Source organism: Methylobacterium sp. E-012 (assembly GCF_057836545.1).
In genome coordinates this window covers 1,318,182-1,344,386 of sequence record NZ_JBYQEY010000001.1, presented here as the reverse complement: position 1 = coordinate 1,344,386, position 26,205 = coordinate 1,318,182, and the positions used below count along the sequence as shown (strand labels likewise).

The window sequence follows — 26,205 nt, the reverse complement described above, 5'->3', positions numbered from 1 at the left end:
GGTCGCCGCGGATGCAATCCGTTCGTCACCGGACCCGCTATCTAGGCGTTCCACGCGCCGCAGCCTACGGCGAATACCGCAGATCAGCGTCGCGTCGGGGCCGGTGCGGTCTCGGTCCGGCGCTGGGGCACCGGGTCGGTCTCGGCGGGGGCGTCGGCGGCCTCGTTGGGCGGGGTGACGACCTTGGGCTTCTTGAACTGCTTCAGGAAGCCTTCCGGATTCTCGGGGAGCTGCGCCACCAGGGCGTCGCCGGATTTCTCCAGCATCGGGCGCGAACGCGCCTGCGCGGCCCAGTCGGGCACCTTGCCCTGCACCAGCCAGGACAGGAACACCCAGCCGATCACGCAGATCAGGAAGCCGCGCGCCGCCCCGAACAGGAAGCCGAGCGAGCGGTCGACCGCGCCGATGCGCGAATCCAGGACCACGTCCGAGATCTTCACCGTGATGATCGACACCACGATCAAGGTCCCCAGGAAGATCGCCGCGATGGAAGCGACGAGCGCCACGGTGTCGCTGCTCACGTGCTGCTTCACCGTGGGAAGCAGCATCGGATAGAGCGTCCAGGCGACGGCGGCGGCCGCCACCCAGGCGACGATCGCCAGCACCTCGCGGGTGACGCCACGCACGGCCGCGAGCAGCGCGGAGACCGCGACGATGCCGAGCACGACGAGATCCAGGACGGTAAACGGCATCTGTGAACTTTTAGGCACCAGTGGGGATGCCGCGGCGGCCATGCGGCTCCCCGGGACCGGGGGCGAAGTATACCAAGGCGAACCTCGGCCGTCACCCTGGGGTGCGGGCGTCGGCTGAGGCCTGTGCCGTCCGTGCATCAGCCCCCCGCATCCGCGCCGCCACGCCATGAGCGCAAGGCGGCATGCGCGTGGCTCCGCTCCACCCGAATGACGTCCCGGTGCTATGGGTCCGGCCTGTGCTTCCGGGATACCGGCGGCGAGAGGCAGGAGGCAGTCTGTGTGGCCGAAAGCGGAGCTGTGAGGGAGATCGGCGCCCACGGCGCCCGCCTGACGATCGACCTCGGGGCGATCGTGGCGAACTGGCGGATCCTGGCCGACCGAGGGGGCGCCCCCTGCGCCGCCGTGGTGAAGGCCGATGCCTATGGCTGCGGGATCGGGCGGGTCGGGCCGGCCCTGTGGGCGGCCGGGTGCCGGACGTTCTTCGTCGCCCACCTGTCGGAGGGGGTCGCCGCCCGGGCCGTCCTGCCGGAGGCGGCGATCTACGTCCTGAACGGCCTGCTCCCGGGCACCCTCGAGGCCTACGCGGCGCACGGGCTGCGCCCGGTGCTCGGGAGTGTCGCGGAGATGGCGGACTGGGCTTCGTTCTCGGCCGGACGCCGGCCCGCGGCGCTCCACGTCGATACCGGCATGAACCGCCTGGGGCTGCCGGTGCCGGAGGCGCTGGAGCTGGCCGGCACCCCGGGCATCGCCGCCTGCGGCATCGACCTGCTGCTGAGCCACTTCGTCAGCGCGGAGAAGCCGGAGGACCCGGTCAATGCCCGGCAGATCGCCGATTTCGCCCGGGTCCGGGCGGCCTATCCGCACCTGCTTGCCTCGCTGGCGAATTCGTCGGGGGTGTTCCTCGACGGTGCCGGGCACGACCTGCTGCGGCCGGGCTACGCCCTGTTCGGCGGCAACCCGAGGCCGGGATCCATCAACCCGATGTGCCCCGTCGTCCGGCTGGAGGCCCTGATCGCCCAGGTGCGCGCGGTGGAGACCGGCGCCACGGCCGGCTACAACGGCCGCTGGACCGCCCCCGCCCCGAGCCGGCTGGCGACACTGTCGCTCGGCTACGCCGACGGGTTTCCGCGGGCGATCAGCGGGCGGGGTCAAGCCCTGGTCGGCGGCGTGCCCTGCCCGATCCTGGGCCTCGTCTCCATGGACCTGATCATCCTCGATGTCACCGCGGCGCCCGCGGCCGAGCGCGGCGCGACGGCGGTGCTGATCGGCGACAGCCTGGATATCGACACGGTCGGCCAGGCCGCCGGCACGATCGGCTACGAGATCCTCACCGGCCTGGGTTCTCGATATGTTCGAACTTATGTAGGCTGAACCGATTCCCCGCGGACAGGCCGGACAGCCGGCGCCGGACCCGAATGGCCAAGATCCACCAGACCTTCGTCTGCCAGTCCTGCGGGGCGGTCTACAACCGCTGGCGCGGGCGCTGCGAGGCGTGCAACGGCTGGAACACGATCGTCGAGGAGGCCGCCGCCGCGCCGGGCCAGTCCGGGCCGGTCGCGACCCGGCCGTCCCGGGCCCGCGGCCGGGTCTTCCCGCTGGAGGGGCTGACCGGCGAGGCCAAGGAGGCGCCGCGCATGCCCTCCGGGATCGGCGAGCTCGACCGGGTGACCGGCGGCGGCTTCGTGCGCGGCTCGGTGATCCTGCTCGGCGGCGATCCCGGCATCGGCAAGTCGACCCTGCTGATGCAGGCCTCCGCGGCGATGGCGGGCACCGGCGAGCGGGTCGCCTACATCTCGGGCGAGGAGGCGGTGGGGCAGGTGCGCCTGCGGGCCGAGCGGCTGGGCCTCAGCACGCACCCGGTGCAGCTCGCCGCCGAGACCAATGTCGAGGATATCGTCGAGACCCTGAGCCAGGGCCGGCCGCCGGCCCTGGCGATCATCGACTCGATCCAGACCATGTGGACCGAGACCGTGGAATCGGCCCCCGGCACGGTCACGCAGGTCCGCTCCTCGGCCCAGGCCCTGATCCGCTTCGCCAAGACCACCGGCACGGCGGTGATCCTGGTCGGCCACGTCACCAAGGACGGGCAGATCGCCGGCCCCCGGGTGGTGGAGCACATGGTCGACGCGGTCGCCTCGTTCGAGGGCGACCAGGGCCACCATTTCCGGATCCTGCGCGCGGTGAAGAACCGCTTCGGACCCACCGACGAGATCGGCGTGTTCGAGATGACCGATGCCGGGCTCGCCGAGGTGCCCAACCCCTCGGCCCTGTTCCTGGCCGGCCGCGACCAGCAGGCCGCCGGCACCGCGGTCTTCGCCGGGATGGAGGGGACGCGGCCCCTGCTGGTGGAGATCCAGGCGCTGGTGGCGCCCTCTTCGCTGGGCATGCCACGCCGGGCGGTGGTCGGCTGGGACCCGAACCGGCTGTCGATGGTGCTGGCGGTGCTGGAGGCCCATGGCGGCATCCGGCTCGGCACCCACGACGTCTATCTGAACGTCGCCGGCGGCTTACGGATCACCGAGCCGGCGGCGGATCTGGCGGTGGCCGCCGCCCTGGTCTCGTCCCTGTCGGGGGCGGTGCTGCCGCCCGAGACGGTGTATTTCGGCGAGATCGGCCTGTCCGGGGCGATCCGGCCGGTGGCCCAGGCGGGCGCCCGGCTGAAGGAGGCCCAGAAACTCGGCTTCGCCAAGGCCCTCATTCCGCAGGGACGCGGCGAGGGCGACAAGGCCCTGTCGGTGGAGACCCTGCGCCACATCGCCGATCTGGTGGCGGGGATCAGCGCGGGCGCGCCGCGGAAGGGCTCCGGACCGCGCGGGCGGGCCCAGACGCGCTACGCCGACGAGGAGGTGTGAGGGGCTTTCCCCTCCCCCCGGATCTACGGACGACACAGGTCTGCGGCACCGGCGCTGTTGCAGGCCGCGACGCGCCCCTCGCCCGTGCGGGAGCGGGGACCGGTGCCTCCTGCCGCAACGGCGTGACTGCGGCCACGAATGGAACCGGTGTGGCCCGTAGCCCGTGGATGTTCGGTGGGGTCGGGGCGGTGCGGGAGTTCCCCACCGCCGGCTCCTCCCCACGAGGGGGGAGGAGCGCGGGTCGGTGATGCGAGCGGAGGGATCCGCCCGGTCGGTCAGGCCGCGAGGGAGCGCAGCACGTAGGGCAGGATGCCGCCGTTGCGGAAGTATTCCAGCTCGTCGAGGGTATCGATCCGGCAGGTCAGGGGGACCTGCTTCACCGAGCCGTCGGCGGACTTGATCTCCGCGGTGAGCGTCTGGCGCGGCTTCAGCTCGCCCGCCAGCCCCTTGATGGTGACGGTCTCGTCCCCCTTCAGGCCGAGCGACTGCCAGGACGTGTCGCCCTGGAAGACCAGCGGCACCACGCCCATCCCGACGAGGTTCGAGCGGTGGATGCGCTCGAAGCTCTCCGCCACCACGGCGCGGACGCCGAGCAGCTTCGTGCCCTTCGCCGCCCAGTCGCGCGACGAGCCGGTGCCGTATTCCTTGCCGGCGAAGATCACCAGCGGCGTCCCCTGCTCCGCGTATTTCATCGCCGCGTCGTAGATGAACATCTTCTCGCCGGTGGGCTGGAAGTGCGTCCATCCGCCCTCGACCACGCCGCCGGAGGCGTCCCGCACCATCTGGTTCTTGATGCGGATATTGGCGAAGGTGCCCCGCATCATCACCTCGTGGTTGCCGCGCCGCGTGCCGTACTGGTTGAAGTCCTGCACGCGCACCTGATGCGTCTGCAGGTATTCACCGGCCGGGGAGGCCGCGCGGATATTGCCTGCCGGCGAGATGTGGTCGGTGGTGATCGAGTCGAGGAACAGGCCGAGGATGCGGGCCTCGGCGATGTCCTCCACCGGCTTCGGGGTCTTCTCCATGCCGACGAAGTACGGGGGGTTCTGCACGTAGGTGGAGCCGGGGTTCCACGCGAAGGTCTCGGCCTCGGTGACCTCGACGTCCTTCCAGTTCTGGTCGCCGCCGAACACGTCCGCATAGCGGGACTTGAACAGCGCCGAGGTGATGTTCTGCTCGATGAACTGCTGCACCTCCTCCGAGGACGGCCAGATGTCCTTGAGATAGACCGGCTTGCCGTCCGAACCCTGGCCCAGGGGCTCCGTGGTGATGTCGATCTGCATCGAGCCGGCCAGCGCGTAGGCGACCACGAGCGGCGGCGAGGCGAGGTAGTTCGCCCGCACGTCGGGGTTCACCCGGCCCTCGAAGTTGCGGTTGCCCGAGAGCACCGCGGCGGCCACCACGTCGTTGTCGTTGATCGCCTTGGAGATCGCCTCCGGCAGCGGGCCGGAATTGCCGATGCAGGTGGTGCAGCCGAAGCCGACGAGGTTGAAGCCGAGCGCGTCGAGGGGCTCCTGCAGGCCGGCCTTGTCCAAATACTCGGCGACCACCTGCGAGCCGGGGGCGAGGGAGGTCTTCACCCACGGCTTGGAGCGCAGGCCCTTGGCGACGGCGTTGCGGGCCAGCAGCCCCGCGCCGATCATCACCGAGGGGTTCGACGTGTTGGTGCAGCTGGTGATCGCCGCGATCACCACGTCGCCGTGGCCGATGTCGAAGTTCGTGCCCTCGACCGGATAACGGCGCGCGATGTCGGCGGCCTTCTTGAACTCGCTCTCCATCGAGGCCGCGAAGCCGGGCTTGGCGCCGTCGAGCAGCACCCGGTCCTGCGGACGCTTCGGGCCGGCGAGCGAGGGCCGGACCTCGCCCATGTCGAGCGCCAGCGTGTCGGTGAAGGCCGGGTCGGGGGTGTTGGCGTCGCGCCACATGCCCTGCGCCTTGGCATAGGCCTCCACCAGGGCGATCCGCTCGTCGGACCGGCCGGTGACCTTCAGGAAGTCGATGGTCTTCCGGTCGACGGGGAAGAAGCCGCAGGTGGCGCCGTATTCCGGGGCCATGTTGGAGATCGTGGCCCGGTCGGCGACCGCCATGTCGTCGAGGCCGGGGCCGTAGAACTCCACGAACTTGCCGACCACGCCCTTCTTGCGCAGCATCTGGGTGACGGTGAGCACGAGGTCGGTGGCGGTGGTGCCCTCGGGCAGCTTGCCCGACAGCTTGAAGCCTACGACCTCGGGGATCAGCATCGACAGCGGCTGGCCGAGCATGGCCGCCTCGGCCTCGATGCCGCCGACGCCCCAGCCCAGCACCGCCATGCCGTTGACCATGGTGGTGTGCGAATCGGTGCCGACGAGCGAGTCGGGATAGGCCACCTCGGACCCGGCTTCGGACTTCGTCCAAACGGTCTGCGACAGGTATTCCAGATTCACCTGGTGGCAGATGCCGGTGCCCGGCGGGACCACCGAGAAATTGTCGAACGCCGATTGGCCCCACTTCAGGAAGGTGTAGCGCTCGCCGTTGCGCTCGTATTCCAGGGCGACGTTGTCGGCCAGCGCCTTCGGGGTGCCGAACTCGTCGACGATCACCGAATGGTCGATGACGAGGTCCACCGGCACCAGCGGGTTGATCTTCTGCGGGTCGCCGCCGAGCGCCACCATGGCGTCGCGCATGGCCGCGAGATCGACCACCGCGGGCACGCCGGTGAAGTCCTGCATCAGCACCCGGGCCGGGCGGAAGGCGATCTCGACCTCGGCCTTGCCCTTCTGCTCGAGCCAGCCGACGGCGGCCTCGATGTCGGCCTTCTTGACCGAGCGGTCGTCCTCGTAGCGGAGCAGGTTCTCCAGGATCACCTTCATGGAGAAGGGGAGCGCGGTTGCGGAGGCGAGGCCGTTCTTCTCGGCCGCGGGGATGGAGTAGTAGGTGTAGGTCTTGCCGCCGGCTTCGAGCGTCTGGCGGGCCTTGAAGCTGTCGAGTGAGGGCACGGCTGGTTCTATCCTCGCTGCGGTTGTCGAACACGCGCAGGCAAGTCCTGCGCTAGGAGATCCGTGTTCGGCCTGTTTAGCGCCCGACGGGCGCGCGCCGCCCCGGGAGTGCCCGGGCAGGAGACGATGCGCGGGGGCGATTTGGACGCCCGTGGAGCCGCGCGGCGCAGCCAGGTAGGGATATAGAACGTTTCGAATCTGGCCGCTACCGGGTCGCGATGACAGGCGCGTTTTCCTGTCTGGGTGGCGGGGCGCGCCCGTCTAGGCATGGCCCGAGAGCGGGTTCACGCATCTGCGTGGGAGACGCGGGCGGCTGGACTCGCCCTCCTGCGGGGGAGGAGGGTCACACATCTCCGGCCGCTGGGTTCCCTCCTCCCCGCCAGGGCTGCGACATTCACACATCGCTGGTCGAGACGCCCTCTCCTCCCCCTTGCGGGGAGGAGCCGGAGGTGGGGGTGGTGCAGGATGCGGCGCGGCGGTACCTTCTGCACCACCCCCGCCCCTGGCCCCTCCCCGCAAGGGGGAGGGGAAAAGCGCGCTGTTTTCAAGATCTTGGTGGCAGACTGGGACGTGTGGTTCCGGCAGCCCCCGCGGGGCAGAATGGGCCCCGCGTCGGCAAGGGCCGGGGGAGGCCGACGCGCCTGGATCCGGCCGTGACCCGCCTCCGGCCTAAACGGGGCGCTTGGCCACGGTCGCGCGGGGCGCCCTGACGGATCCGAGGATCGCCGGCCGTTCGGCGGGCGCTTCGCCCATCCGGTAGGCAGACCGCAGGGCCGCCTCCGCCCGATCCGCGGCGGCCTCGTCGGCCGCGTGGACGATTCCGAGCAGGCCGCCCGACGACCCCGGGGCGGCGAGATCCGTGAATCCGACCCGGGGGTCGATGGAATCCTCCGGGCGGGTCCGGCCGCCGCCGAGCCCGATCACCGCCAGCCCGATCGCCCGGGTCGCGATGCCGGCCACCGTCCCGGCCTGATGGACCGGCCGCTGCACCGGCGCGGCGGGCAGGTGTTTCTCCGGCTCGTCCAGGAGATCGGCCGGACCGCCCAAAGCCGCGACCATCCCGGCGAAGATCTCGGCCGCGCGGCCCGAGGCCAGGACCGCTTCGAGCCGTTCCGCAGCGCCTTCGACGTGCTGCGCGAGCCCCCCAGCCACCAGCATCTCGGAGGCCAGCGCGAGCGTGACCGCGTGGAAGCGCGGCTCCCGGCGCAGGTCCTTCAGATAGGCGATGGCGTAGGCGACCTCGATGGCGTTGCCGGCGGCGCTCGCCAGCGGCGCGTCCATGTCGGTGATGAGCGCGGCGGTGCGCAGCCCCGCCCCCTCCGCCACCGTGACGATGCTCTCGGCCAGCGCCCGCGCTTCGGGGAGGCTCGCCATGAAGGCGCCGGAGCCCTGCTTGACGTCCATCACCAGCCCGTCGAGCCCGGCGGCGAGCTTCTTCGAGAGGATCGAGGCGGTGATGAGATCCAGCGACTCGACGGTCCCGGTCACGTCGCGGATCGCGTAGAGGCGCCGGTCGGCCGGGGCGAGGTCGGCGGTCTGGCCGATGATCGCGCAGCCGACTTGGGCGACGACGTCCCGGAAGGTGTCGAGCCCCGGGGTCGCATCGTAGCCCGGGATGCTGGCGAGCTTGTCGAGGGTGCCTCCGGTATGGCCGAGGCCGCGCCCGGAGATCATTGGCACGTAGCCGCCGCAGGCCGCCACCATCGGGGCGAGGACGAGGCTCACCGTGTCGCCGATGCCGCCGGTGGAGTGCTTGTCGAGCACCGGGCCCGGCAGCGCCCAGGTCAGCACCCGGCCCGATTCCGCCATCGCCCGGGTCAGCGCCACCCGCTCGGGGAGCGCCAGGCCGCGGAAGAACACCGCCATGGCGAAGGCCGCCGCCTGCCCCTCGCCGACTGTGCCCCGCGTGAGGCCCGTGACGAAGGCCCCGATCTCCGCGGCATCCAAAGTCAGGCCGTCGCGCTTGGCCCGGATGGTTTCCTGCGGGAGGCGCATGCTCAGAGCCCCCGGGCCTGCATCAGGGCGCCGAACAGGCTGCTCGCCCCGAGCCGGAAGGTTTTTGGAGTCACCCAGTCGGGCCCCATGATCCGGTCGGCCAGGGCGAGATAGGCGGCGGCGTCGGCGACGCTGCGCAGGCCGCCCGACACCTTCAGGCCGGCGGGGCTGCCGCGCGCCAGGATCTCCGTCAGCATCGCTTCGGCGGCCTCCGGGGTCGCCGAGACCGGGCTCTTGCCCGTGGAGGTCTTCAGGAAATCGGCCCCCGCCTCCAGGGCGAGCCGGCTCGCCGCCCGGATCGTGTCCTGATCGGCGAGTTCGCCCGTCTCGAGGATCACCTTGAGGGTCGCGGCGCCGCAGGTGTCGCGCACGGCCTCGACCATGTCGCGGGCGAGCGCCGCATCGCCCCGCTGCAGGGCGCGATAGGGCAGGACGAGGTCGATCTCGTCCGCGCCGTCGCGCAGGGCCTCGGCGGTGTCGTCGGTGGCCCGGGCGCAATCCTCGCCGCCTTCGGGGAAGTTGATCACCGTGGCGATCCGGATGCCGGTGCCGGAGAGCGCCCGGGCGCCCTGCGCGACGAAGCGCGGCCAGACGCAGATCGCGGCGACACCGCCGGCCTTCGCGTCCCGGCACAGGGCGTCGATCTTCGTCTCGGTGCAGGTCTCGCCGAGATCGGTGAGATCGAGGAGCGGCAGCGCCCGGCGGGCGACCACGCCGGTCTCGGGATCGGTCATGGCGTGTCTCCGGCGGGCAGGTCTCCGGCGGGCAAGCCGGCCACGAAGGCCCGGATCAGGCGGCCGAGATCCGCCGCGGCCCGGGACGCCACCGCCTTCGTCTCGGCGTGGTGCGGGGTGCCCCCGGCGATCCCGGCGGCGAGGTTGGTCACCACCGAGACCGCCGCCACCGGCAAGCCGAGGAAGCGGGCGAGGATGACCTCGGGCACCGTCGACATGCCCACGAGGTCGGCCCCCAGGATGCCGGCCATCCGGACCTCGGCGGGCGTCTCGAAGCTCGGGCCGGAGAACCACGCGTAGACCCCCTCCCCCAGGGGCAGACCGCAAGCCCCGGCCGCCGCGCGCAGGCGCGCCCGCAGGTCGGGGTCGTAGGCCTCGGTCATCGGCACGAAGCGGGCGTCGCTCGCCTCGCCGATCAGCGGGTTCAGGCCGGAGAGGTTGATGTGGTCGGACAGCAGCACGAGGCTGCCGGGGCCGGTCTCCGGCCGCAGGGATCCGGAGGCGTTGGTCAGGAGCAGGCGCCGTGCCCCGAGATGCCGGGCGCAGGCGAGCGGCACGCGCATCACCGCCGGGTCGCCCCGCTCGTAGGCGTGCGCCCGCCCCTCGAAGACCAGGACGGGCCGCCCGGCGAGCGTGCCGCGATGAAGCCGGCCGCCATGGCCGCTGACCCCAGCCCCCGGGAAGCCCGGGATCGCCGCGTAGGCGAGGGAGACGGCATCCTCCAGGGCGGCCGCGATCCCGCCGAGGCCGGTGCCGGTCACGAGGGCGCAGGCGTAGTCCCCCGCGAAGCCGGCGGCACGCAGCGCGTCGAGGGCGGCGGCCTCACTCACCGAGCGTCTCCGGACCGAAGGATTCCGGCAGCAGGTCCGCGAGCGTGAAGGTTTTGGCGATGCCCTCCGGGGTGGCGGCGTGGATCGGCGTGTCCGGCCCCGCGAATTCCCGGATGCGCTGGCGGCAGGCGCCGCAGGGCGTCACGAGGCCCGCGCCGTCCCCGCAGACGAGGATCGCCGCGATGCGCCGCCCGCCGGCCGCCACCATGGCGGCGATCGCCCCGGCCTCCGCGCAGGTCCCGACCGGATAGGCCGCGTTCTCGACGTTGCAACCGGCATGAAGGACGCCGCGCTCGTCGCGCAGCGCCGCGCCGACCCGGAAGCGGGAATAGGGCGCGTGCGCCCGCTCCCGGACCGCCTTGGCGGCCGCCAGCAGGGCCGCCCCCTCATCCGCCTGTGCCGAATCCGCTGCCTGCATGGCCGATCTTTGGCACCCGCCGGGGCGGGATGTCGAGGGTCATGGTGGGCCGGAGGAGGCGTCGCGATGCGCGCATCGCTCAGCCTTGTGTCGGACACGCGGCCGAAATATGTACACCATCCTGTACAGCTGAGGATGGGTATGAGCCAGGTCAGCTACACCGAGTTCCGTGCGCACCTCGCGACCTACCTCGACCGTGTCGAGGAGGATCGGGCGGAGCTGATCGTGACCCGGCAGAACCGCCCAGACATGGTGGTCATGCCGCTGGCCGAGCTGGACAGCATCCGCGAGACGCTGCACCTGCTCTCGACGCCGGCGAATGCCAAGCGTCTTCTGGACGGTGTCGCACAGCTTGATGCCGGGGCCGGCACCGAACATAGCCTCATCGAGCCGTGAAGCTCGTCTGGTCAGTGACGGCCTGGGAGGATTACCTGCACTGGCAGGCGACCGACCGGGATACGCTTGTCCGCATCAATGATCTGATCAAGGCCAGCATGCGAACGCCTTTCTCGGGCGTTGGGAAAGTCGAACCTTTGCGAGGCAACCTCAAAAGATGGTGGTCGCGCCGGATCACCGGGGAGCACCGCCTCGTGTATCGCGTGAAAGGCGTCGGAGAGGATCAAGTCCTCGAGATTGTCCAATGCCGCTGGCACTACGACGCCTGAAGCGGGCGCGGCCTGTCGCAATGTGGTCGGGACGAGCGCCGGAAGTCTGACTTCACCGCTTCAGCGCGCCGACGGCTCAGCCCCGAGCAGACCCGCCACCTGCCGCAGCGCCGCGTCGTCCCGCGGGCCGATCAGCGCGTAGGCGGTGTCGCCCGCGTTCCAGGAGATGACGTCGCCGTCGTCGGAGCCGGTGAGGGCCGTGGCTCCCCCGCGGAGGCCGCGCGTGGCGAAGAGCGACGCCTCGCCGAAGCCCCCGGCCTCCAGGGCGATCTCGATGCCGGTGCCGTGGCGGGCGGGGAAGATCTGGATGTCGCGCACCCGCCAGCCGTCCGGGAGCGTCGGCAGGTCGATGCCCGTGACGGCGCGCAGGCGCGTCCGATCGTAGACCGGCCCCTCGGCCTGGCCCGCGGCCTGTCCCGTCACGCTCTTGCGCAGCTGCGCCACGGCGCGGGCCTGCCGGGCGTCGGCGATCAGGACCGGATCCGGCGTCGCCGCCTGGGTGTCCGGCACGCCGAACCGCCCGATCTCGTCATGGGCGAGCCAGCCCGCGCCGACCAGCACCGCGATGGCGGCGGCCCGCTTGAGGCGCGCGGCGACCCGGCGCCAACGCAGGTTGCGGTCGAACCGGCGCGCCAGGACGACGGTCCGGTCGGGCCCGGGCCCCGGGACCCGGGCGAAGCAGGCCCGCAGGGCGTCGCGATCGTGCATCTCGGCCATCACCCGGGCGGCGGCGGCGGGATTGGCGGCCAGATGGGCCTCGACGTCGAGGCGGCGCATCGGGTCGATCTGGCCGTCGACGAAGGCGATGAGATCGTCGTCTGTGATCGGATCGATCATCGTGGGGTCCTCGAATCCAGCGTGCCCCGGAGGCGATCCGCCGGTCGCAATCGTCAGTGGGCGCCGGCACCCCTTGGTGCCGGTCCATCGTCGTGCCTCTGCTCAGGACTCCCCGGCGGCGCGCCGGAGGGGGCCAGGCGGACCGGCCCCGCGGCGGCGCGTCGGAGACCACGAGCCGGAGGGTGGAGGGCGGCCCGCGCCGCGTCTCGGAGGCCGTCGCACCGGCCTCGGATTCCCCGGCAGCCCGGGTCCCCTCCTCGAAGGCCCGCAGGGCCGCCCGGCCGCGGCCGAGGCGGGACATCAGCGTGCCGATCGGGATGCCGAGCACGGACGCCGCGTCGGCATAGGCCATGCCCTCCAGGGTGACGAGGTGGAGCGCGGCGCGCTGCTCCTCCGGGAGGGTCAGGAAGGCCTGCCGGATCTGGGCGAGGCGGACCTGCCCCTCCTGGGCCGGGGGCGCCGTGTCCTCGGCCATCCGCACCAGCGTATCGGCGTGGCGCGCCTCGACCTGCCGGCGGCGCTGCTCGTCGATGAAGGCGTTGTGCAGCACCGTCATCATCCAGGTGCGCAGGTTGGTGTTCGGGCGGAGCGTGCCCTGCATTTCCAGGGCGCGCACGAGCGTGTCGTGCACGAGATCGTCGGCCCGCAAGGCGTCGCGGGTGAGGGACCGGGCGTAGCGCCGCAGGGGCACCAGCAGGTCGAGGATGTCGGGGTGCGTCTGCGTATCCGATGCCATGGGGTGTGAACGCCGGGGCGCGGCGCTTTAATCCCGCCGGCGGGCGTTCAGGCCCGGTCGAGGGCGGCCGCGATGCCGGCGATCACCCGCGGATCGGTGGGCTCGACCTGCGTGGCGAAGGCCGCCGCCAGGGTGCCGTCCCGGGCGACGAGATATTTGTGGAAGTTCCAGTGCGGGGTCTCGGACGGGCGCTCGGCGGCGGCCCAGCGGTAGAACGGGTGAGCGGCAGGGAGCTTCACGTGGGTCTTGGCGGTGAGCGGGAAGGTGACGCCGTGGTTCTTTCGGGCGGCCTCGGCGATGGCAGGCCCGTCCAGCGGCTCCTGATTGCCGAAATCGGGGGACGGCACGCCGATCACCGTGAGACCCCGGTCACCGAAGCGCGTCCACAGGGTCTGGAGACCGGCGAGCTGCCCGGCATAGCCGCAGGCGGTGGCGGTGTTGACCACCAGGATGGGCTTGCCCGCATAGGCCGAAAGCGGCATCGGGCCGCCCTCCGGCGTCGCGAAGGCGAAGTCGGTGGCCCGCGTGGCCTCGGCGGCGCGGGCGCCGCCGGCGAGTCCGGCGCCGATCAGGATCAGGGCCTCGCGGCGCAGCAGCGTCATGGGGGCGGCCTCGTTTCGCGCAGGACCCAATCCGGTATCCCGCTGCGCGACAACGCGCCAGGCCGCCCCGCGTTTCGCCCGCCGGGAAGGCGGCTTCGTCGCAGTCGCGGGGCGAGCCGTCCCGGCGGGGGGGGGACCGGCTCAGGCCGCCCGGACGGTTTCGAGGAAGTCGTGGACCTCCGCGTCGAGCCGCCGCGCCTGCACCGAGAGGTCCGAGGCGGAGCCGAGCACATGCGCGGCGGCCGCTCCTGCCCCCTGCGCCGCCCGGGCGACGCCCGCGATGTTGTGCGTCACCGCGCCGGTGCCAGTCGACGCGTGCCCGACGTTCCGGACGATCTCCTCGGTGGCCGATCCCTGCTGCTCGATCGCGGCGGCGATCCCATCGGCCAATGCGCTGATCTCCTCGATGCGGGAGACGACCACGACGAGGGCCCCGGAGGCGTCCCCGGTGCAGGATCGGATCTCCCCGATCTGGCGGGCGACCTCCTCGGTGGCCTTGGCGGTCTGAGCGGCCAGCTCCTTGACCTCGGTCGCCACCACGGCGAAGCCGCGGCCGGATTCTCCGGCCCGGGCGGCCTCGATGGTGGCATTGAGCGCCAGAAGGTTCGTCTGTGCGGCGATACCCGAGATGAGGCCGACGACATCGCCGATCCGCGCCGCGCTCGCCTGCAGGCTCTGCATCAGGTCCGAGGATTTCCCGGCTTCGGCGACGGCCGCGCTGGCGACGCCGGTCGACGCCTGCACCTGGCGGCCGATCTCGCCGACCGTCGCGCCGAGCTCCTCGGCGGCGGCCGCCACCGTTCCGACATTCGCGGCCGCCTCCTCGGCCGCGACGGCCACCGAGGTCGATTGGCTCGCCGTCTCGGCGGCGGCCGCGCTCATGGTCTCGGCGGTGGATTGCAGTTCGGCCGCCGCGGCCGTGACGGCGCGCACCACACCCCCGACCGCCGCCTCGAAGCGGTCGGCCATCTCCCGCATCGTGGCCTTGCGCTGCGCCTCCTGGGTGGCGTGCGCCTGGGCCGCCTCCAGTTCCAGGGTCTTGGCGCGCGCCAGGCCATCCCGGAAGACCTGCACGGCGTCGGCCATGGCCCCGATCTCGTCGCCTCGGCCTACGCCGGGCACCTTGGCCGTGAGGTCGTCCGCGGCGAATTTGCGCATCGCATCCGTTATGGCGCGGATCGGCTTGGCGATGCCGAGTTGCAGCAGCACAAGCCCGGTGAGGGCAATCACCGTCATCAGGCCGAGGCCGCCGAGACTGGCCAAGCGCGACGTGGCGATGGCCTCCGCGGCGGCGACGGCGCGTTCCTGCATCAAGGCCCGCTCGGTCTGTGCGATCTCGGCCGTCTTCGCGCGGATGCTGTCCATCAGCGCCTTGCCCGCGCCCGCACTGACCTGACGGCGTGCCTCCTCCCGCGTCGCGGCATCGCCCATCAGCGCGATCTCGCTGTCGGCGATCTCGTGGCTCCAGCGCTCGGCCGCGCTCCTCAGCGCCGCGAGCCGGGCCTGTTGCACGGGATTGTCCGCGGTCAGTTGCTGGACAGCCGCCCACGTCGTGGCAAAGGTCTGTCGACCCGCCGTTTCGGGCTCGAGGAAGCGCGGATCCGCGGAGATCAAGTAGCCGCGCAGGCCAGTCTCGCGATCGATCATCGCGGCGTTCATGCGCTCGACCTCGACCAGCAACGCCTGCGTGTGCGCGTTCCGCTCCTCGGTCCCCTCGATTCGCGCTATATTCTTTATTGAAATCGCGGAGACGACAATCATTACAGCCATCAGCGCGCTTATCACGAGCGCGATCTTGACGCTGATTCTCATTTTTACCAAATGAATTGGCATGATACGCCCCCTCCCGGCACGGTTTTCCGTGATCGTCTGGGCCTCCCGAACCCAGACGAAGACGCATATAGTCCGCACGTGAAGGTCTTATTATTGCTAAAATAGCAGATATTCGTAGCACATGGACAAAATCACGGCTTGAATGCCGCGAAATTATACCGACACAGACCTTTAGTTGTGATTCGCGCCCTGGACGATTACTGAACGACGGCCTGCCGCAGCGATGGCGCGCGGTGGCCCGCTCACTGATAGGCCTGTTGTAGGTCGATCGAGCAATCCCGGCCGATCGCCTCATAGGTCTCGGCGAGCCAAGACCGTGCCGCCCCGCGGCCCTTGTCGCGCAGGCGCTTGAAGACGGTCCAGCGGGCGTCGAGCTTGGAGGCGGCGTTGTAGTCCTCCAGGGCGTCGGTGCCGTCGATCCGATGCACCAGGACCCGGCGGTACTGCCCCTGGCCGAGGGTGCCCTCCTCGATCAGCCCGTCGACGAAATCGATGGCGCGCAGTTCCCGCATCAGATTGGCGTTGAAGGTGATCTCGTTGAGCCGGTCGCGGATCTCGCGCTCCGTGCGCGGGGTCTCGCGCCGCTCGACGGGGTTGATCTGGACAAGCACGATGTCGCGGGTCTGGGCGCCCCGGTGCAGGGGGTAGAGCGGCGGATTGCCGAGATAGCCCCCGTCCCAGTAGGGCACGCCGTCGATCTCCACCGCCTGGAAGACCGTGGGCAGGCAGGCCGAGGCCATCAAGTGGTCCACGGTCAGGCGCTCGCGCTCGAACACCGCGAGCTTGCCGGTCCAGACATTGGTCGCCGAGACGAACACGCCCGCCGTGTCGGCCGCGCGCAGGCGCTCGAAATCGACCTGCTCGGCCAGGGCCTTGCGCAGCGGGTTGATGTTGAGCGGGTTCGACACGTAGGGGCTCGGCGACAGCATCTTGGACCAGAATTCGGCCACCGGGTTTCCCTTCCAAAGGTTGAACAAGCCGCTGACGAGGTGGCGCTGGGCCGGGCCGAGGTCGCCGTCGAGGCTCACCTCCCGCCAGAATCGCTCGAGACCCTCGCGGGCCCCGTCCGGGCCGCCCTTGAGCCAGCCATCCACCAGGACGACGGCGTTCATCGCCCCCGCGCTCGCCCCCGTCACCGCCTCGAAGCCGAGGCGCCCGTCCTCGATCAGGGCGTCGAGCACGCCCCAGGTGAAGGCGCCGTGCGCCCCGCCCCCCTGCAGCGCCAGGGCGACCGGCTTCTCGGCCCCGGGGCCGGCCAGCATGTGGCCCGGCATCTGCCCCGGCTGCGCGTCGATCGCGTCCGAGACGGGCGTCTCCGGCACGGCGGTGGCGGGATTGTGCGGCTCGGCGCCGCCGAAGTGCTGGCTCATGTCGGCCTCCTGGGTCAGGCCGACAAAATGGATATGCTGCAGCGCAGCATCAACCGCGCGGCAGGGTTGCGGCCCGCCGCCCGGCGGCGCGCCCGCGCGAGCGGATCGGCAACAGAGGCGGACGAAAACCCCGCTGGCCGCACGGCAAACTCGACATCCGCGCGCAGATGCGACATGAGATCCGCGATGTTGTCCTGCGCGATGCTGTCCCGTGGGGCACCGGCTTTACGCCGCGCCGGGTCGTCCGCACCTCCCCCGCGGCAGCCCCGAAGTTCCGGCGCGGCGTGTCCCCGGGACAGGCCCGACGGCTCTGACGGCTCCGGCGCCTCGCGAGGCGCGCACGCGAAGGTCCACGATGGAAGTCATGGAAGCCACCCGTTCCGACACCGCCGCCGAACTCCCCGCCGCCGGGAACCCCCTGGCCGCGGGCGGCCCGGAGATCGCCGGCCCCGCGCCGCGCCACCGCACGGTCGGCGTCACGGTCGGCACGGGTGAGGGCGCGGTCACGGTCGGCGGCGGTGCGCCGATCGTCGTCCAGTCGATGACCAACACCGACACCGCCGACATCGACGCCACGGTGGCGCAGGTCGCCCAGCTCGCCCGGGTCGGCTCGGAGCTGGTCCGCATCACCGTGGACCGCGACGAGGCGGCGGCCGCCGTGCCGAAGATCCGCGAGCGCCTGGACCGGATCGGCGTCCACGTGCCCCTGATCGGCGACTTCCATTACATCGGCCACAAGCTGCTCGCCGACCACCCGGCCTGCGCTGAGGCTCTGGCCAAGTACCGGATCAACCCCGGCAACGTCGGCTTCAAGGACAAGAAGGACACCCAGTTCTCGACGATCATCGAGCAGGCGATCAAGTACGGCAAGACCGTGCGGATCGGTGCCAACTGGGGCTCGCTGGACGGCGAGCTGCTCACCCACATGATGGACGAGAACGCCAAGGCGCCCCGGCCGATCGATGCCCGCGCGGTGATGCGCGAGGCGATGGTGCGCTCGGCGATCGGCTCCGCCGACCGCGCCGTGGAACTCGGCCTGCCGCAGAACCGGATCATCCTCTCCGCCAAGGTCTCGGCGGTGCAGGACCTGATCGCGGTCTACCGCGAGGTGGCGCGGCGCTCCGACTACGCGATCCATCTCGGCCTCACCGAGGCCGGCATGGGCTCGAAGGGCCTGGTGGCCGCCTCGGCGGCCATCGGCGTGCTGCTCCAAGAGGGGATCGGCGACACGATCCGCTACTCGCTCACCCCCGAGCCCGGCGGCGACCGGAGCGTGGAGGTGAAGGCCAGCCAGGAACTCCTGCAGACCATGGGGTTCCGCACCTTCGTGCCGATGGTGGCGGCCTGCCCCGGCTGCGGCCGCACGACCTCGACCACCTTCCAGGAGCTGGCCCGGGACATCCAGAACTGGATCGTCACGTCCATGCCGGAATGGAAGAAGACCTATCCGGGGGTCGAGGGGCTGAACGTCGCCGTGATGGGCTGCATCGTGAACGGCCCGGGCGAATCGAAGCACGCCGATATCGGGATCTCCCTGCCCGGCACCGGCGAGACCCCGACCGCGCCGGTCTTCATCGACGGCAAGAAGGCGATGACGCTGCGCGGTGCGACGCTCGCCAAGGATTTCGAGACGATCGTGATCGACTACATCGAGCGCCGGTTCGGCCAGGGCGGGACGCGCACCGCCGCGGAGTGAGGTTCGGGCCGCGGGGGAGCGCGCTGCCCTGCGATTTTGCTGTCATGGCAACCCATATTCGCCGCGCATCCCCCTCCCCCCTTTGCGGGGGAGGGTGGCCGCCGGAGGGGGTCGGAAGAGGGGAGCGACGGTGCAGACAAGGCTTTGGCCTTCAAACCTGCTCCGCGCCATCCTGAGGCCGCGCTCCCCTCTCCCGACCCGGCCTGACGGCCGGCCCACCCTCCCCCCGCAGAGGGGGAAGGGAGCGCGCGCGATTCCTCTGAGACCCCGGCCTTCGATGCGCAGCTGCGACACGGCGATCTTCGCGTCGCACCCGGTTCCCGGCCGACCGAGGCCGTGATAGCAAGGCGCCACGATCCCGTGAGCGGTCGGCCCGGTGGCCGGCCCGCGCGGTTCGGCGGAGTCTTCGCGTTTTCTGCCCGGCCCCGACTGGCCCCTGAGCCGAACCGCGAAGCGCCGGCCACGCCCGAGCTTCCGACATCCGCATGAGCCAAACCTTCGCACCCGGCGTAGCACCCCAGCCCGCGCCCGACGCGTCCGACGGCGCGCGGCCCGCGGCCGAGGGGGCCGACAGCCAAACCTCGACGCAGGGCCCGGCCACCTCCGGCACCCTCGACGCCCCCGAAAAAGCCGAGACCCGGCAAGGCCATGCGGGCTTCTGGACGCTGCTCGTCGGCTCCGTCGGCGTCGTTTACGGCGACATCGGCACCAGCCCGCTCTACGCGTTCCGCGAGGCCCTGGTCCCGGCCCGCACCGACGGCATCCTGCTGCCCGAGGAGGTGATCGGCACCGTCTCGCTGATCCTGTGGGCGCTGTTCCTGATCGTGACCGTCAAGTACGTCGCGATCCTGCTGCGCATGGACAACAACGGCGAGGGCGGCATCCTCTCGCTGATGGCGCTCGCCCGCAAGGCGCTGGGCGGCTCGCGCATCGTGTTCATGCTCGGGCTGCTCGGGGCCTCGCTGTTCTACGGCGACGCGGTGATCACCCCGGCGATCTCGGTGCTCTCGGCCGTGGAGGGCCTGAAGCTCGTCACCCCCGCCCTCGACGATTACGTGCTGCCGATCACCGTGGTGATCATCGTGGCGTTGTTCCTCGTGCAGAACCGCGGCACCGGCAAGGTCGCGGCCTTCTTCGGCCCGGTGACCATCGTGTGGTTCCTCGCCATGGCGCTGGCCGCGCTGCCGCATATCGCCCTGCACCCGGAGGTGTTCCGGGCGCTCAATCCCTGGCACGCCGTGGTCTACCTCCTGGGCCACGGCACCGGGGCGCTGGTGGCGCTGGGCGCGGTCTTCCTGGCGGTGACCGGGGCCGAGGCGCTGTTCGCCGATCTCGGCCATTTCGGGCGCAAGCCGATCCAGCTGGCCTGGATCGGCCTGGTCTTCCCGTCGCTCGCCCTCAACTATCTGGGCCAGGCCGCCCTGGTGCTGGAGAAGCCCGACACCGCCGACCCGTTCTTCCAGCTCGTGCCGGCCTGGGGCCTGCTGCCGATGGTGATCCTCGCCACGATCGCCACCGTGGTGGCGAGCCAGGCGGTGATCACCGGTGCCTTCTCCCTGTCCCGGCAGGCGATCCAGCTCGGGCTGCTGCCGCGGCTGGAGATCCGCCACACCTCCGAGTCCCATGCCGGCCAGATCTACCTGCCGCAGATCAACGGGCTGCTGATGGTCGGCGTCGTCCTGCTGGCGGTGCTGTTCAAGACCTCGTCGTCGCTGGCCTCGGCCTACGGCATCGCGGTGACCGGCACGATGCTGCTCACCGCCGCGCTGACCTTCCTGGTGATGTGGCGCATGTGGAACTGGTCGCCGGTGGCGGCGGCGGCGGCGATGCTGCCGTTCATCGTGGTCGAGTTCCTGTTCCTGCTCTCCAACCTGATCAAGGTGGTGGAGGGCGGCTACGTGCCCCTGCTGCTCGCGGGCGGACTCGTGGTGGTGATGTGGACCTGGGTGCGCGGGGTCACGATCCTGTTCAACAAGACCCGCAAGACCGACGTGCCCCTCGTCGAGCTGGTCGGCATGCTGGAGAAGAGCCCGCCCCACCACGTGCGCGGCACCGCGGTGTTCCTGACGAGCGACCCCGAGATCGCCCCGGCGGCGCTCCTGCACAACCTCAAGCACAACAAGGTGCTGCACGAGAAGAACGTGATCCTCACCGTGGAGACGGTGGACACGCCCCGCTCCAACGAGGCCGACAAGGTCCGGATCGAGCCGGTGGGCCCGCATTTCTACAAGGTGGTGATGAAGTTCGGCTACATGGAGACGCCGAACATCCCGAAGACCCTGGTGCTGCTGCGCCGCCAGGGCTTCAAGTTCGACATCATGGCGACGTCGTTCTTCCTGTCGCGCCGCTCGATCCGGCCGGCGGCGCATTCCGGCATGCCGCTCTGGCAGGACCGGATTTTCATTACGCTGGCCAAGAACGCCAACGACGCGACGGACTTCTTCCAGATCCCCACGGGGCGGGTGGTCGAGGTGGGCACGCAGGTGACGGTATAGGGGCGATCCTGATCGCACACAGGAAACAACGGGTTTCCAAAGGGCTCAGCCCTTTGGCGGGGTTCCGGGGCGGAGCCCGGAGGCTTGCAGGGCTCTGCCCTGCAGTCGCAAAAGGGCTGAGCCCTTTTGAAACCCGGATCGTCATGGCGGCGCGAACAGGTTCTCCGCCATGAAATCCACGAAGACTCGGATCTTCGGCGCGAGCTGACGGCTCGACGGCCAGAGGATGCGGAAGGTGCCGCAGCGATGCACCGCGTCGTCCAGCACGCTCATCAGCGTCCCGGCCGCGATCTGCGTGCGGACCGCGAAATCCGGCAGGCAGGCGATGCCGAGGCCGCGCTCGGCCAGGCAGACCAGCGGCTCGATGGTGTTGGAGGTCGCCGCAGTCCGCAGGTCGATCGTGTCGCCCGCCCCCAGCAGCCAATCCTCCAGCCGGCCGGTGGTCGGGAAGCGATGGCGCAGGCACCGGTGCCCGGCGAGGTCGCCGAGCGAGCCCGGGATTCCGTGCGTGGCGAAATAGGCGGGCGCGCCGACCAGCTTGAGGTCGTAGCTGCCGAGCACCCGAGTCATCAGCCGCGAATCCCGGGCCTCGCCGGTGCGGATCACCGCATCGAACCCCTCGTCGATCACGTCGACCAGCCGGTCGGTGAAATCGAGGTCGAGCTCGATCTCCGGCCAGGTTTCCATGAAGGCCGAGAGCGTCGGCACCATCAGCCGGCCGACCATCGGCAGGCTGACCCGCAGTTTTCCGCGCGGGGCATCCCGCGTCCGGGACAATTCCAACTCGGCTTGCTCGATCTCGCAGAGGATCTTCCGGCAGCGTTCGAGGAACTGCCCGCCTTCCGGGGTCAGCGTGACCACCCGGGTCGAGCGGTGGAACAACCGGACGCCGAGCCGCTCCTCCAGGCGCGCCACCGCCTTGCCGACCGCCGAGGCGGAGACGCCGAGCTGCCGGCCCGCCGCCGTGAAGCTGCGCGCCTCGGCGGCCTGCATGAAGGCGGTGAGGGAGCCGAGCCTGTCCATCGCGCTCGCCGATTGCGGACCGATCTGTCCGATATGTCGCGAATTGTAGCCCGATGATCGGAGCGCGCCAGCGATTCTATCGTCGCCGCCCGAGTCGGTGCTCGGTCTGCTGGCGCTCCCGCCAGCGAGGGCACCGCCTCGATCGGACAGGTGAGCGATGACGGCGACCCCGGAACCCCGAACCCTTCCCGGCCAAGCCATGGCCGGCAAAAGCAGCGATCCGACCGAACCGACCAGCCTTCCCCTGGCAGGGCTGCTGGCGCTGGCGCTCGCCGGCTTCATCACCGTCCTGACCGAGGCGCTGCCCGCCGGCCTGCTGCCGCAGATCGGCGCCGGCCTCGCGGTGCCGGAATCCCTGGCCGGGCAGCTCGTCACGATCTACGCACTGGGCTCGCTGATCGCCGCGATCCCTTTGACGGCGGCGACCCAGGGCATGCGCCGCCGGACGCTGCTGCTGGCCGCGATCCTCGGCTTCGCGGTGGCCAACACCGTCACGGCGGTCTCGGCGTCTTACGCCCTGACGCTGGCGGCACGCCTCGTTGCCGGCGTCTCGGCCGGCCTGCTCTGGGCCCTGCTCGTCGGGTACGCGGCCCGCATGGTGCCGGAGCACCAGAAGGGCCGTGCCATCGCAATCGCCATGGGCGGCATCCCTCTGGCACTCTCGCTGGGCATCCCCGCCGGCACCTTTCTCGGCACGGCGATCGGCTGGCGGCCCTGTTTCGGCGTGATGAGCGGGCTGACGCTGATCCTCGTCGCGTGGGTCCTAGTCACGGTGCCCGACTTCCCCGGCCAGTTGGGCGGCCGGCGCCATGCCCTGCGCGACGTGGTCTCGATCGCCGGCGTGCGCCCGGTGCTGTTCGTGACGCTGGCCTTCGTGCTGGCTCACAACATCCTCTACACCTACGTCGCGCCGTTCCTCGCCGCCGGCGGCATGAGCGAGCGGACGGATCTGGTGCTGCTGATCTTCGGCGCCGCCTCGCTGATCGGCCTCTGGGTCGTGGGCGCCCTGATCGACCGGCATGCGCGGGCGCTGACGCTGCTCAGCGCCGGCCTGTTCGGGCTCGCGACGCTGATCTTCGGCCTCCGGAATGACGATCCGGCGGCGATCTGTGCCGCCGCCGCGATCTGGGGGCTCGCCTATGGCGGCGTGCCGACCCTGTTTCAGGCGGCTTTGGCCAAGGCGTCCGGTGACGCGGCCGATCTCGCCCAGGCGATGCTGGTCACGGTCTGGAACGTGGCGATCGCGGGCGGCGGACTCATCGGCGGCCTGCTGCTCGACAGGGTCGGTACCGGCGCCTTCGCGCCTGCTCTGCTCGCCCTGCTCGTGCCGACCCTGATCGTCATCGGGACGGCGCGGCAGCATGGCTTTCCGCACACGCGACCCTGAAGAGGCATTTCTCCAAGACATCCGCATGTGCGCCGCCACACGCGGCATGTCCCGGGCGCGGACCTCCGGCGGCATGCCGCGCCCACCTTGCGTTGCACAAGTCTCCCGGGGTGGATTAGAATTCTTCCACTTCCGAACCCAGAGGCCCGTTCGCCGGGTTTGCCCCAGAGGCGGACGCGTGGACCAGAGGAGCGGTCGGCGCTTCCGGCTCGGACCCGACTGAACGCCGCTCCGGCGCCGCCAGACAGGATGCATCGATGATCAAACTCACCGTGAACGGGGCTCAGCGCAGCTTCGACGGCGATCCCGACATGCCGCTGCTGTGGTACCTGCGGGACGAGCTCGGGCTCACCGGCACCAAGTTCGGCTGCGGCGTCTCACTCTGCGGGGCCTGCACGATCCATCTCGGCGGCGCCGCGACCCGCGCCTGCATCACCCCGCTCTCGGCGGCCGAGGGCCAGGAGGTCGTCACCATCGAGGGGCTGTCGCCGGACGGTAACCACCCGGTGCAGGCGGCGTGGCGCGACCTGAACGTCGCCCAGTGCGGCTTCTGCCAGTGCGGCCAGATCATGCAGGCTGCCGCCCTCCTGAAGGACACGCCCAAGCCCTCCGACCAGGACATCGACGACACGATGAGCGGCAACATCTGCCGCTGCGGCACCTACCCGCGCATCCGCGCGGCGATCCATCAGGCCGCCGGCCAGACGGCCCCCGCCAGCAAGGGAGAGCGCCTGTGATCCACGACGCACAGATGATGGCGGATCTCGCCACGGCCAAGCCGGCCCTCGCCAACGTCAGCCGCCGCGGCCTTCTCGGCGGTGCCGGCGCCCTGGTTCTCGCCCTGTCGCTCCGCCCCGCCCGGGCCGACGAGACCCAGACCCAGGAGCAGAAGGAGCAGAAATTCGGCGCCGACGGCATGCCGCACGGCTGGCGCGACGATCCCAAGGTCTTCGTGTCGATCGCGCCGGACGGCACCGTGACGGTGACCAACCACCGCTCTGACATGGGCCAGGGCATCCGCACCTCGGTGGCCTTCACGGTCGCCGACGAGCTGGAGGCCGACTGGTCGAAGGTGAAGGTCGTCCAGGCCTGGGGCGACGAGACCCGGTTCGGCAACCAGGACACCGACGGCTCGCGCTCGACCCGCCACTTCTTCCAGCATTTCCGCCACGCGGGCGCCGCCGCGCGGCTGATGCTGATTCAGGCCGCCGCCAAGCAATGGGGCGTGCCGGCCTCCGAGGTGAGCGCCGTCAACCACACCCTGACCCACGCCAAGTCGGGCCGTACCCTCGGCTACGGCGCCGTGGCGCAGGCAGCCGCCGAGCTGCCGGTGCCCACCGACGTCACGCTGAAGGATCCGAAGGACTTCCGCTACATCGGAACCGGCAAGGTCGGGCTGATCGACAATTTCGACATCACCACGGGGCGGGCCGTCTACGGCCTCGACACCAAGCTCGACGGAATGCTCTACGCGGTCGTCGCCCGCCCGGCCGTCTACGGCGGCAAGGTGAAGTCGGTCGATGACAGCGCGGCCAAGAAGGTCCCCGGCGTCGTCAAGATCTTCACGATCGACGGCGGCGAGATCCCCTCGGAGTTCATGCCGCTCGGCGGCGTCGCCGTCGTGGCCAAGAACACCTGGGCGGCCCTGAAGGCGCGCGACGCCCTGAAGATCACTTGGGACGACGGCCCGAACGCCGGCTACGACACCGACGTTTTCCGCAAGGAGCTGGAGGCCGCCGCCCGCAAGCCCGGCAAGGTCGTGCGCAACCAGGGCGATGTCGACGGCGCCATGGCCAAGGCCAAGACCAAGGTCCAGGCCGAGTACTTCGTGCCCCACCTCGCCCAGGCGCCGATGGAGCCCCCGGCCGCGGTAGCGCGGGTCAAGGACGGGTTCTGCGAGGCCTGGGCCTGCGTCCAGGGCCCGCAGGCGGCCAACGACCGCCTGATGAAGGCGCTCAAGCTCCCCGACGACAAGGTCAAGGTGAACGTCACGCTGCTCGGCGGCGGCTTCGGCCGCAAGTCCAAGCCCGACTACGTGGTCGAGGCGGCGCTCTGCTCGCAGGCCGTCGGCGGTGCGCCGGTGAAGCTCGCCTGGACCCGCGAAGACGACATCCACCACGGCTTCTACCACACGATCTCGGTGGAGCACCTGGAGGCCGGCCTCGACGAGAAGGGCATGCCGGTGGCGTGGCTGCACCGCTCGGTGGCGCCGACGATCGGCTCGATCTTCGCACCCGATCCGAAGCACGAGCTGCCGTTCGAGCTCGGCATGGGGCTGGTCAACACGCCGCTGAACATCCCGAACATGCGGCTGGAGAACCCCGAGGCCGCCGCCCATGTCCGCGTCGGCTGGTTCCGGTCGGTGTCGAACATCCCGCACGCCTTCGCGATCCAGTCCTTCGTGTCGGAACTGGCGCACGCCGCCGGCCGCGAGCCGAAGGAATACCTGCTGGACCTCCTCGGCCCCGACCGGAAGATCGACCCGACCGAGATCGGCGACGTCTGGAACTACGGCGAGGACCCGAAGCGCTACCCGATCGACACCGGCCGCCTGCGCGGCGTGATCGAGGCGGCCGCGAAGGGCGCCGGCTGGGGACGGGACATGCCCAAGGGAACCGGCCTCGGCATCGCCGGCCACTACAGCTTCGTCACCTACACGGCGGTGGCGGCCGAGGTGGAGGTCGACGACAAGGGCCAGGTGAAGGTGAAGGCGATCGACATCGCGGTGGATTGCGGGCCGCAGGTCAACCCGGAACGCATCCGCTCGCAGATGGAGGGTGCGGTGGTTATGGGGATGGGGCTCGCCCTCACCTCCGAGATCACCTTCAAGCAGGGCCGCGCGGTGCAGAACAACTTCGACGGCTACGAGATCATCCGGATCGACGCCGCCCCGAAGGTGATCCGTGTGCACCTCGTGTCGTCCGGAACCTTTGACGGCCCCCTCGGCGGCGTCGGCGAGCCCGGCGTGCCGCCGGTGGCGCCGGCCATCGCCAACGCGATCTTCGCGGCCACGGGCCGGCGGGTGCGGCAATTGCCGATCCGCGATCAGCTCAGCGCCTGAACCC

At 70.9% G+C, this 26,205-nt stretch carries 20 protein-coding genes and 1 pseudogene; 9 read left to right on the top strand and 12 right to left on the bottom strand.

The window, feature by feature from the left end:
• Positions 1–83 precede the first annotated feature (83 nt).
• A complete protein-coding gene (locus AC3IF1_RS06340) occupies positions 84–692 on the bottom strand; it encodes a CvpA family protein (protein ID WP_243969087.1) in 609 nt (202 codons plus the stop codon).
• A 279-nt stretch (positions 693–971) separates the two neighbouring features.
• Between AC3IF1_RS06340 and alr the strand changes: the two genes are divergently transcribed.
• Entirely contained in the window at positions 972–2,063 is a 1,092-nt protein-coding gene (gene alr, locus AC3IF1_RS06335; protein ID WP_489216615.1) for an alanine racemase, read from the top strand.
• Between the two features lie 44 nt (positions 2,064–2,107).
• On the top strand, positions 2,108–3,544 hold the full coding sequence (gene radA / locus AC3IF1_RS06330) for a DNA repair protein RadA (RefSeq protein ID WP_243973365.1): 1,437 nt from the start codon (positions 2,108–2,110) through the stop codon (positions 3,542–3,544).
• Positions 3,545–3,819: 275 nt separating this feature from the next.
• Here the strand turns inward: radA and acnA are convergent, their stop codons facing one another.
• The 5 genes from acnA to cdd form a co-directional block, all read right to left on the bottom strand.
• Positions 3,820–6,519, bottom strand: a complete 2,700-nt coding sequence (gene acnA / locus AC3IF1_RS06325; protein WP_243973364.1) for an aconitate hydratase AcnA — start codon at positions 6,517–6,519, stop codon at positions 3,820–3,822.
• A 669-nt stretch (positions 6,520–7,188) separates the two neighbouring features.
• On the bottom strand, positions 7,189–8,514 hold the full coding sequence (deoA, locus tag AC3IF1_RS06320) for a thymidine phosphorylase (RefSeq protein WP_489216611.1): 1,326 nt from the start codon (positions 8,512–8,514) through the stop codon (positions 7,189–7,191).
• Between the two features lie 2 nt (positions 8,515–8,516).
• Positions 8,517–9,248, bottom strand: a complete 732-nt coding sequence (gene deoC / locus AC3IF1_RS06315; protein ID WP_489216608.1) for a deoxyribose-phosphate aldolase — start codon at positions 9,246–9,248, stop codon at positions 8,517–8,519.
• Positions 9,245–10,078, bottom strand: a complete 834-nt coding sequence (locus tag AC3IF1_RS06310; protein ID WP_489216606.1) for a purine-nucleoside phosphorylase — start codon at positions 10,076–10,078, stop codon at positions 9,245–9,247. Before AC3IF1_RS06310 ends, deoC begins: the two co-directional genes overlap by 4 nt.
• A complete protein-coding gene (cdd, locus tag AC3IF1_RS06305) occupies positions 10,071–10,496 on the bottom strand; it encodes a cytidine deaminase (RefSeq protein ID WP_489216604.1) in 426 nt (141 codons plus the stop codon). Before cdd ends, AC3IF1_RS06310 begins: the two co-directional genes overlap by 8 nt.
• 66 nt (positions 10,497–10,562) lie before the next feature.
• On the opposite strand from cdd, the gene AC3IF1_RS06300 reads away from it, so the two are divergent.
• A complete protein-coding gene (locus tag AC3IF1_RS06300) occupies positions 10,563–10,892 on the top strand; it encodes a type II toxin-antitoxin system Phd/YefM family antitoxin (protein WP_489216602.1) in 330 nt (109 codons plus the stop codon).
• Complete coding sequence (locus AC3IF1_RS06295; protein ID WP_489216600.1) at positions 10,889–11,161, top strand: Txe/YoeB family addiction module toxin; 273 nt, start codon at positions 10,889–10,891, stop codon at positions 11,159–11,161. The genes AC3IF1_RS06300 and AC3IF1_RS06295 overlap by 4 nt, the downstream gene beginning before the upstream one ends.
• Positions 11,162–11,221: 60 nt before the next feature.
• Here the strand turns inward: AC3IF1_RS06295 and AC3IF1_RS06290 are convergent, their stop codons facing one another.
• The 5 genes and pseudogenes from AC3IF1_RS06290 to AC3IF1_RS06270 all read right to left on the bottom strand — a co-directional run bounded on the left by AC3IF1_RS06290 (position 11,222) and on the right by AC3IF1_RS06270 (position 16,539).
• A complete protein-coding gene (locus AC3IF1_RS06290; protein WP_489216598.1) occupies positions 11,222–11,998 on the bottom strand; it encodes an anti-sigma factor family protein in 777 nt (258 codons plus the stop codon).
• A 102-nt stretch (positions 11,999–12,100) separates the two neighbouring features.
• A pseudogene (locus tag AC3IF1_RS06285) lies at positions 12,101–12,734 on the bottom strand (sigma-70 family RNA polymerase sigma factor).
• A gap of 47 nt (positions 12,735–12,781) precedes the next feature.
• The gene (locus AC3IF1_RS06280) at positions 12,782–13,336 is read right to left on the bottom strand and encodes a glutathione peroxidase (protein ID WP_489216596.1); all 555 of its coding nucleotides are present in this window, start codon (positions 13,334–13,336) and stop codon (positions 12,782–12,784) included.
• 141 nt (positions 13,337–13,477) lie between these two features.
• Positions 13,478–15,106 carry a methyl-accepting chemotaxis protein gene (locus AC3IF1_RS06275; RefSeq protein WP_489216594.1) on the bottom strand — a complete coding sequence of 543 codons (1,629 nt, stop codon included), beginning with the start codon at positions 15,104–15,106 and terminating at the stop codon, positions 13,478–13,480.
• A 305-nt stretch (positions 15,107–15,411) separates the two neighbouring features.
• Positions 15,412–16,539: a patatin-like phospholipase family protein gene (locus AC3IF1_RS06270; RefSeq protein ID WP_243973351.1), complete on the bottom strand. Its 1,128-nt coding sequence runs from the start codon at positions 16,537–16,539 to the stop codon at positions 15,412–15,414.
• A 355-nt stretch (positions 16,540–16,894) separates the two neighbouring features.
• Here AC3IF1_RS06270 and ispG point away from each other — a divergent pair, with 355 nt between their 5' ends.
• The gene (ispG, locus tag AC3IF1_RS06265) at positions 16,895–18,235 is read left to right on the top strand and encodes a flavodoxin-dependent (E)-4-hydroxy-3-methylbut-2-enyl-diphosphate synthase (protein ID WP_489216592.1); all 1,341 of its coding nucleotides are present in this window, start codon (positions 16,895–16,897) and stop codon (positions 18,233–18,235) included.
• Between the two features lie 485 nt (positions 18,236–18,720).
• Positions 18,721–20,730, top strand: coding sequence for a potassium transporter Kup (locus AC3IF1_RS06260; RefSeq protein ID WP_243973345.1), 2,010 nt, complete (start codon positions 18,721–18,723; stop codon positions 20,728–20,730).
• Between the two features lie 141 nt (positions 20,731–20,871).
• On the opposite strand, the gene AC3IF1_RS06255 is transcribed toward AC3IF1_RS06260, so the two are convergent.
• Positions 20,872–21,753 carry a LysR family transcriptional regulator gene (locus AC3IF1_RS06255; protein WP_489216589.1) on the bottom strand — a complete coding sequence of 294 codons (882 nt, stop codon included), beginning with the start codon at positions 21,751–21,753 and terminating at the stop codon, positions 20,872–20,874.
• 157 nt (positions 21,754–21,910) lie between these two features.
• Here AC3IF1_RS06255 and AC3IF1_RS06250 point away from each other — a divergent pair, with 157 nt between their 5' ends.
• The 3 genes from AC3IF1_RS06250 (at position 21,911) to AC3IF1_RS06240 (ending at position 26,201) form a co-directional block, all read left to right on the top strand.
• Positions 21,911–23,140 (top strand): MFS transporter, encoded by a 1,230-nt coding sequence (locus AC3IF1_RS06250; protein WP_489216587.1) that lies wholly within the window; start codon positions 21,911–21,913, stop codon positions 23,138–23,140.
• A gap of 257 nt (positions 23,141–23,397) precedes the next feature.
• A complete protein-coding gene (locus tag AC3IF1_RS06245; RefSeq protein ID WP_243973339.1) occupies positions 23,398–23,877 on the top strand; it encodes a (2Fe-2S)-binding protein in 480 nt (159 codons plus the stop codon).
• Positions 23,874–26,201: a xanthine dehydrogenase family protein molybdopterin-binding subunit gene (locus AC3IF1_RS06240; protein ID WP_489216585.1), complete on the top strand. Its 2,328-nt coding sequence runs from the start codon at positions 23,874–23,876 to the stop codon at positions 26,199–26,201. Before AC3IF1_RS06245 ends, AC3IF1_RS06240 begins: the two co-directional genes overlap by 4 nt.
• The last annotated feature ends 4 nt before the right edge of the window (positions 26,202–26,205 follow it).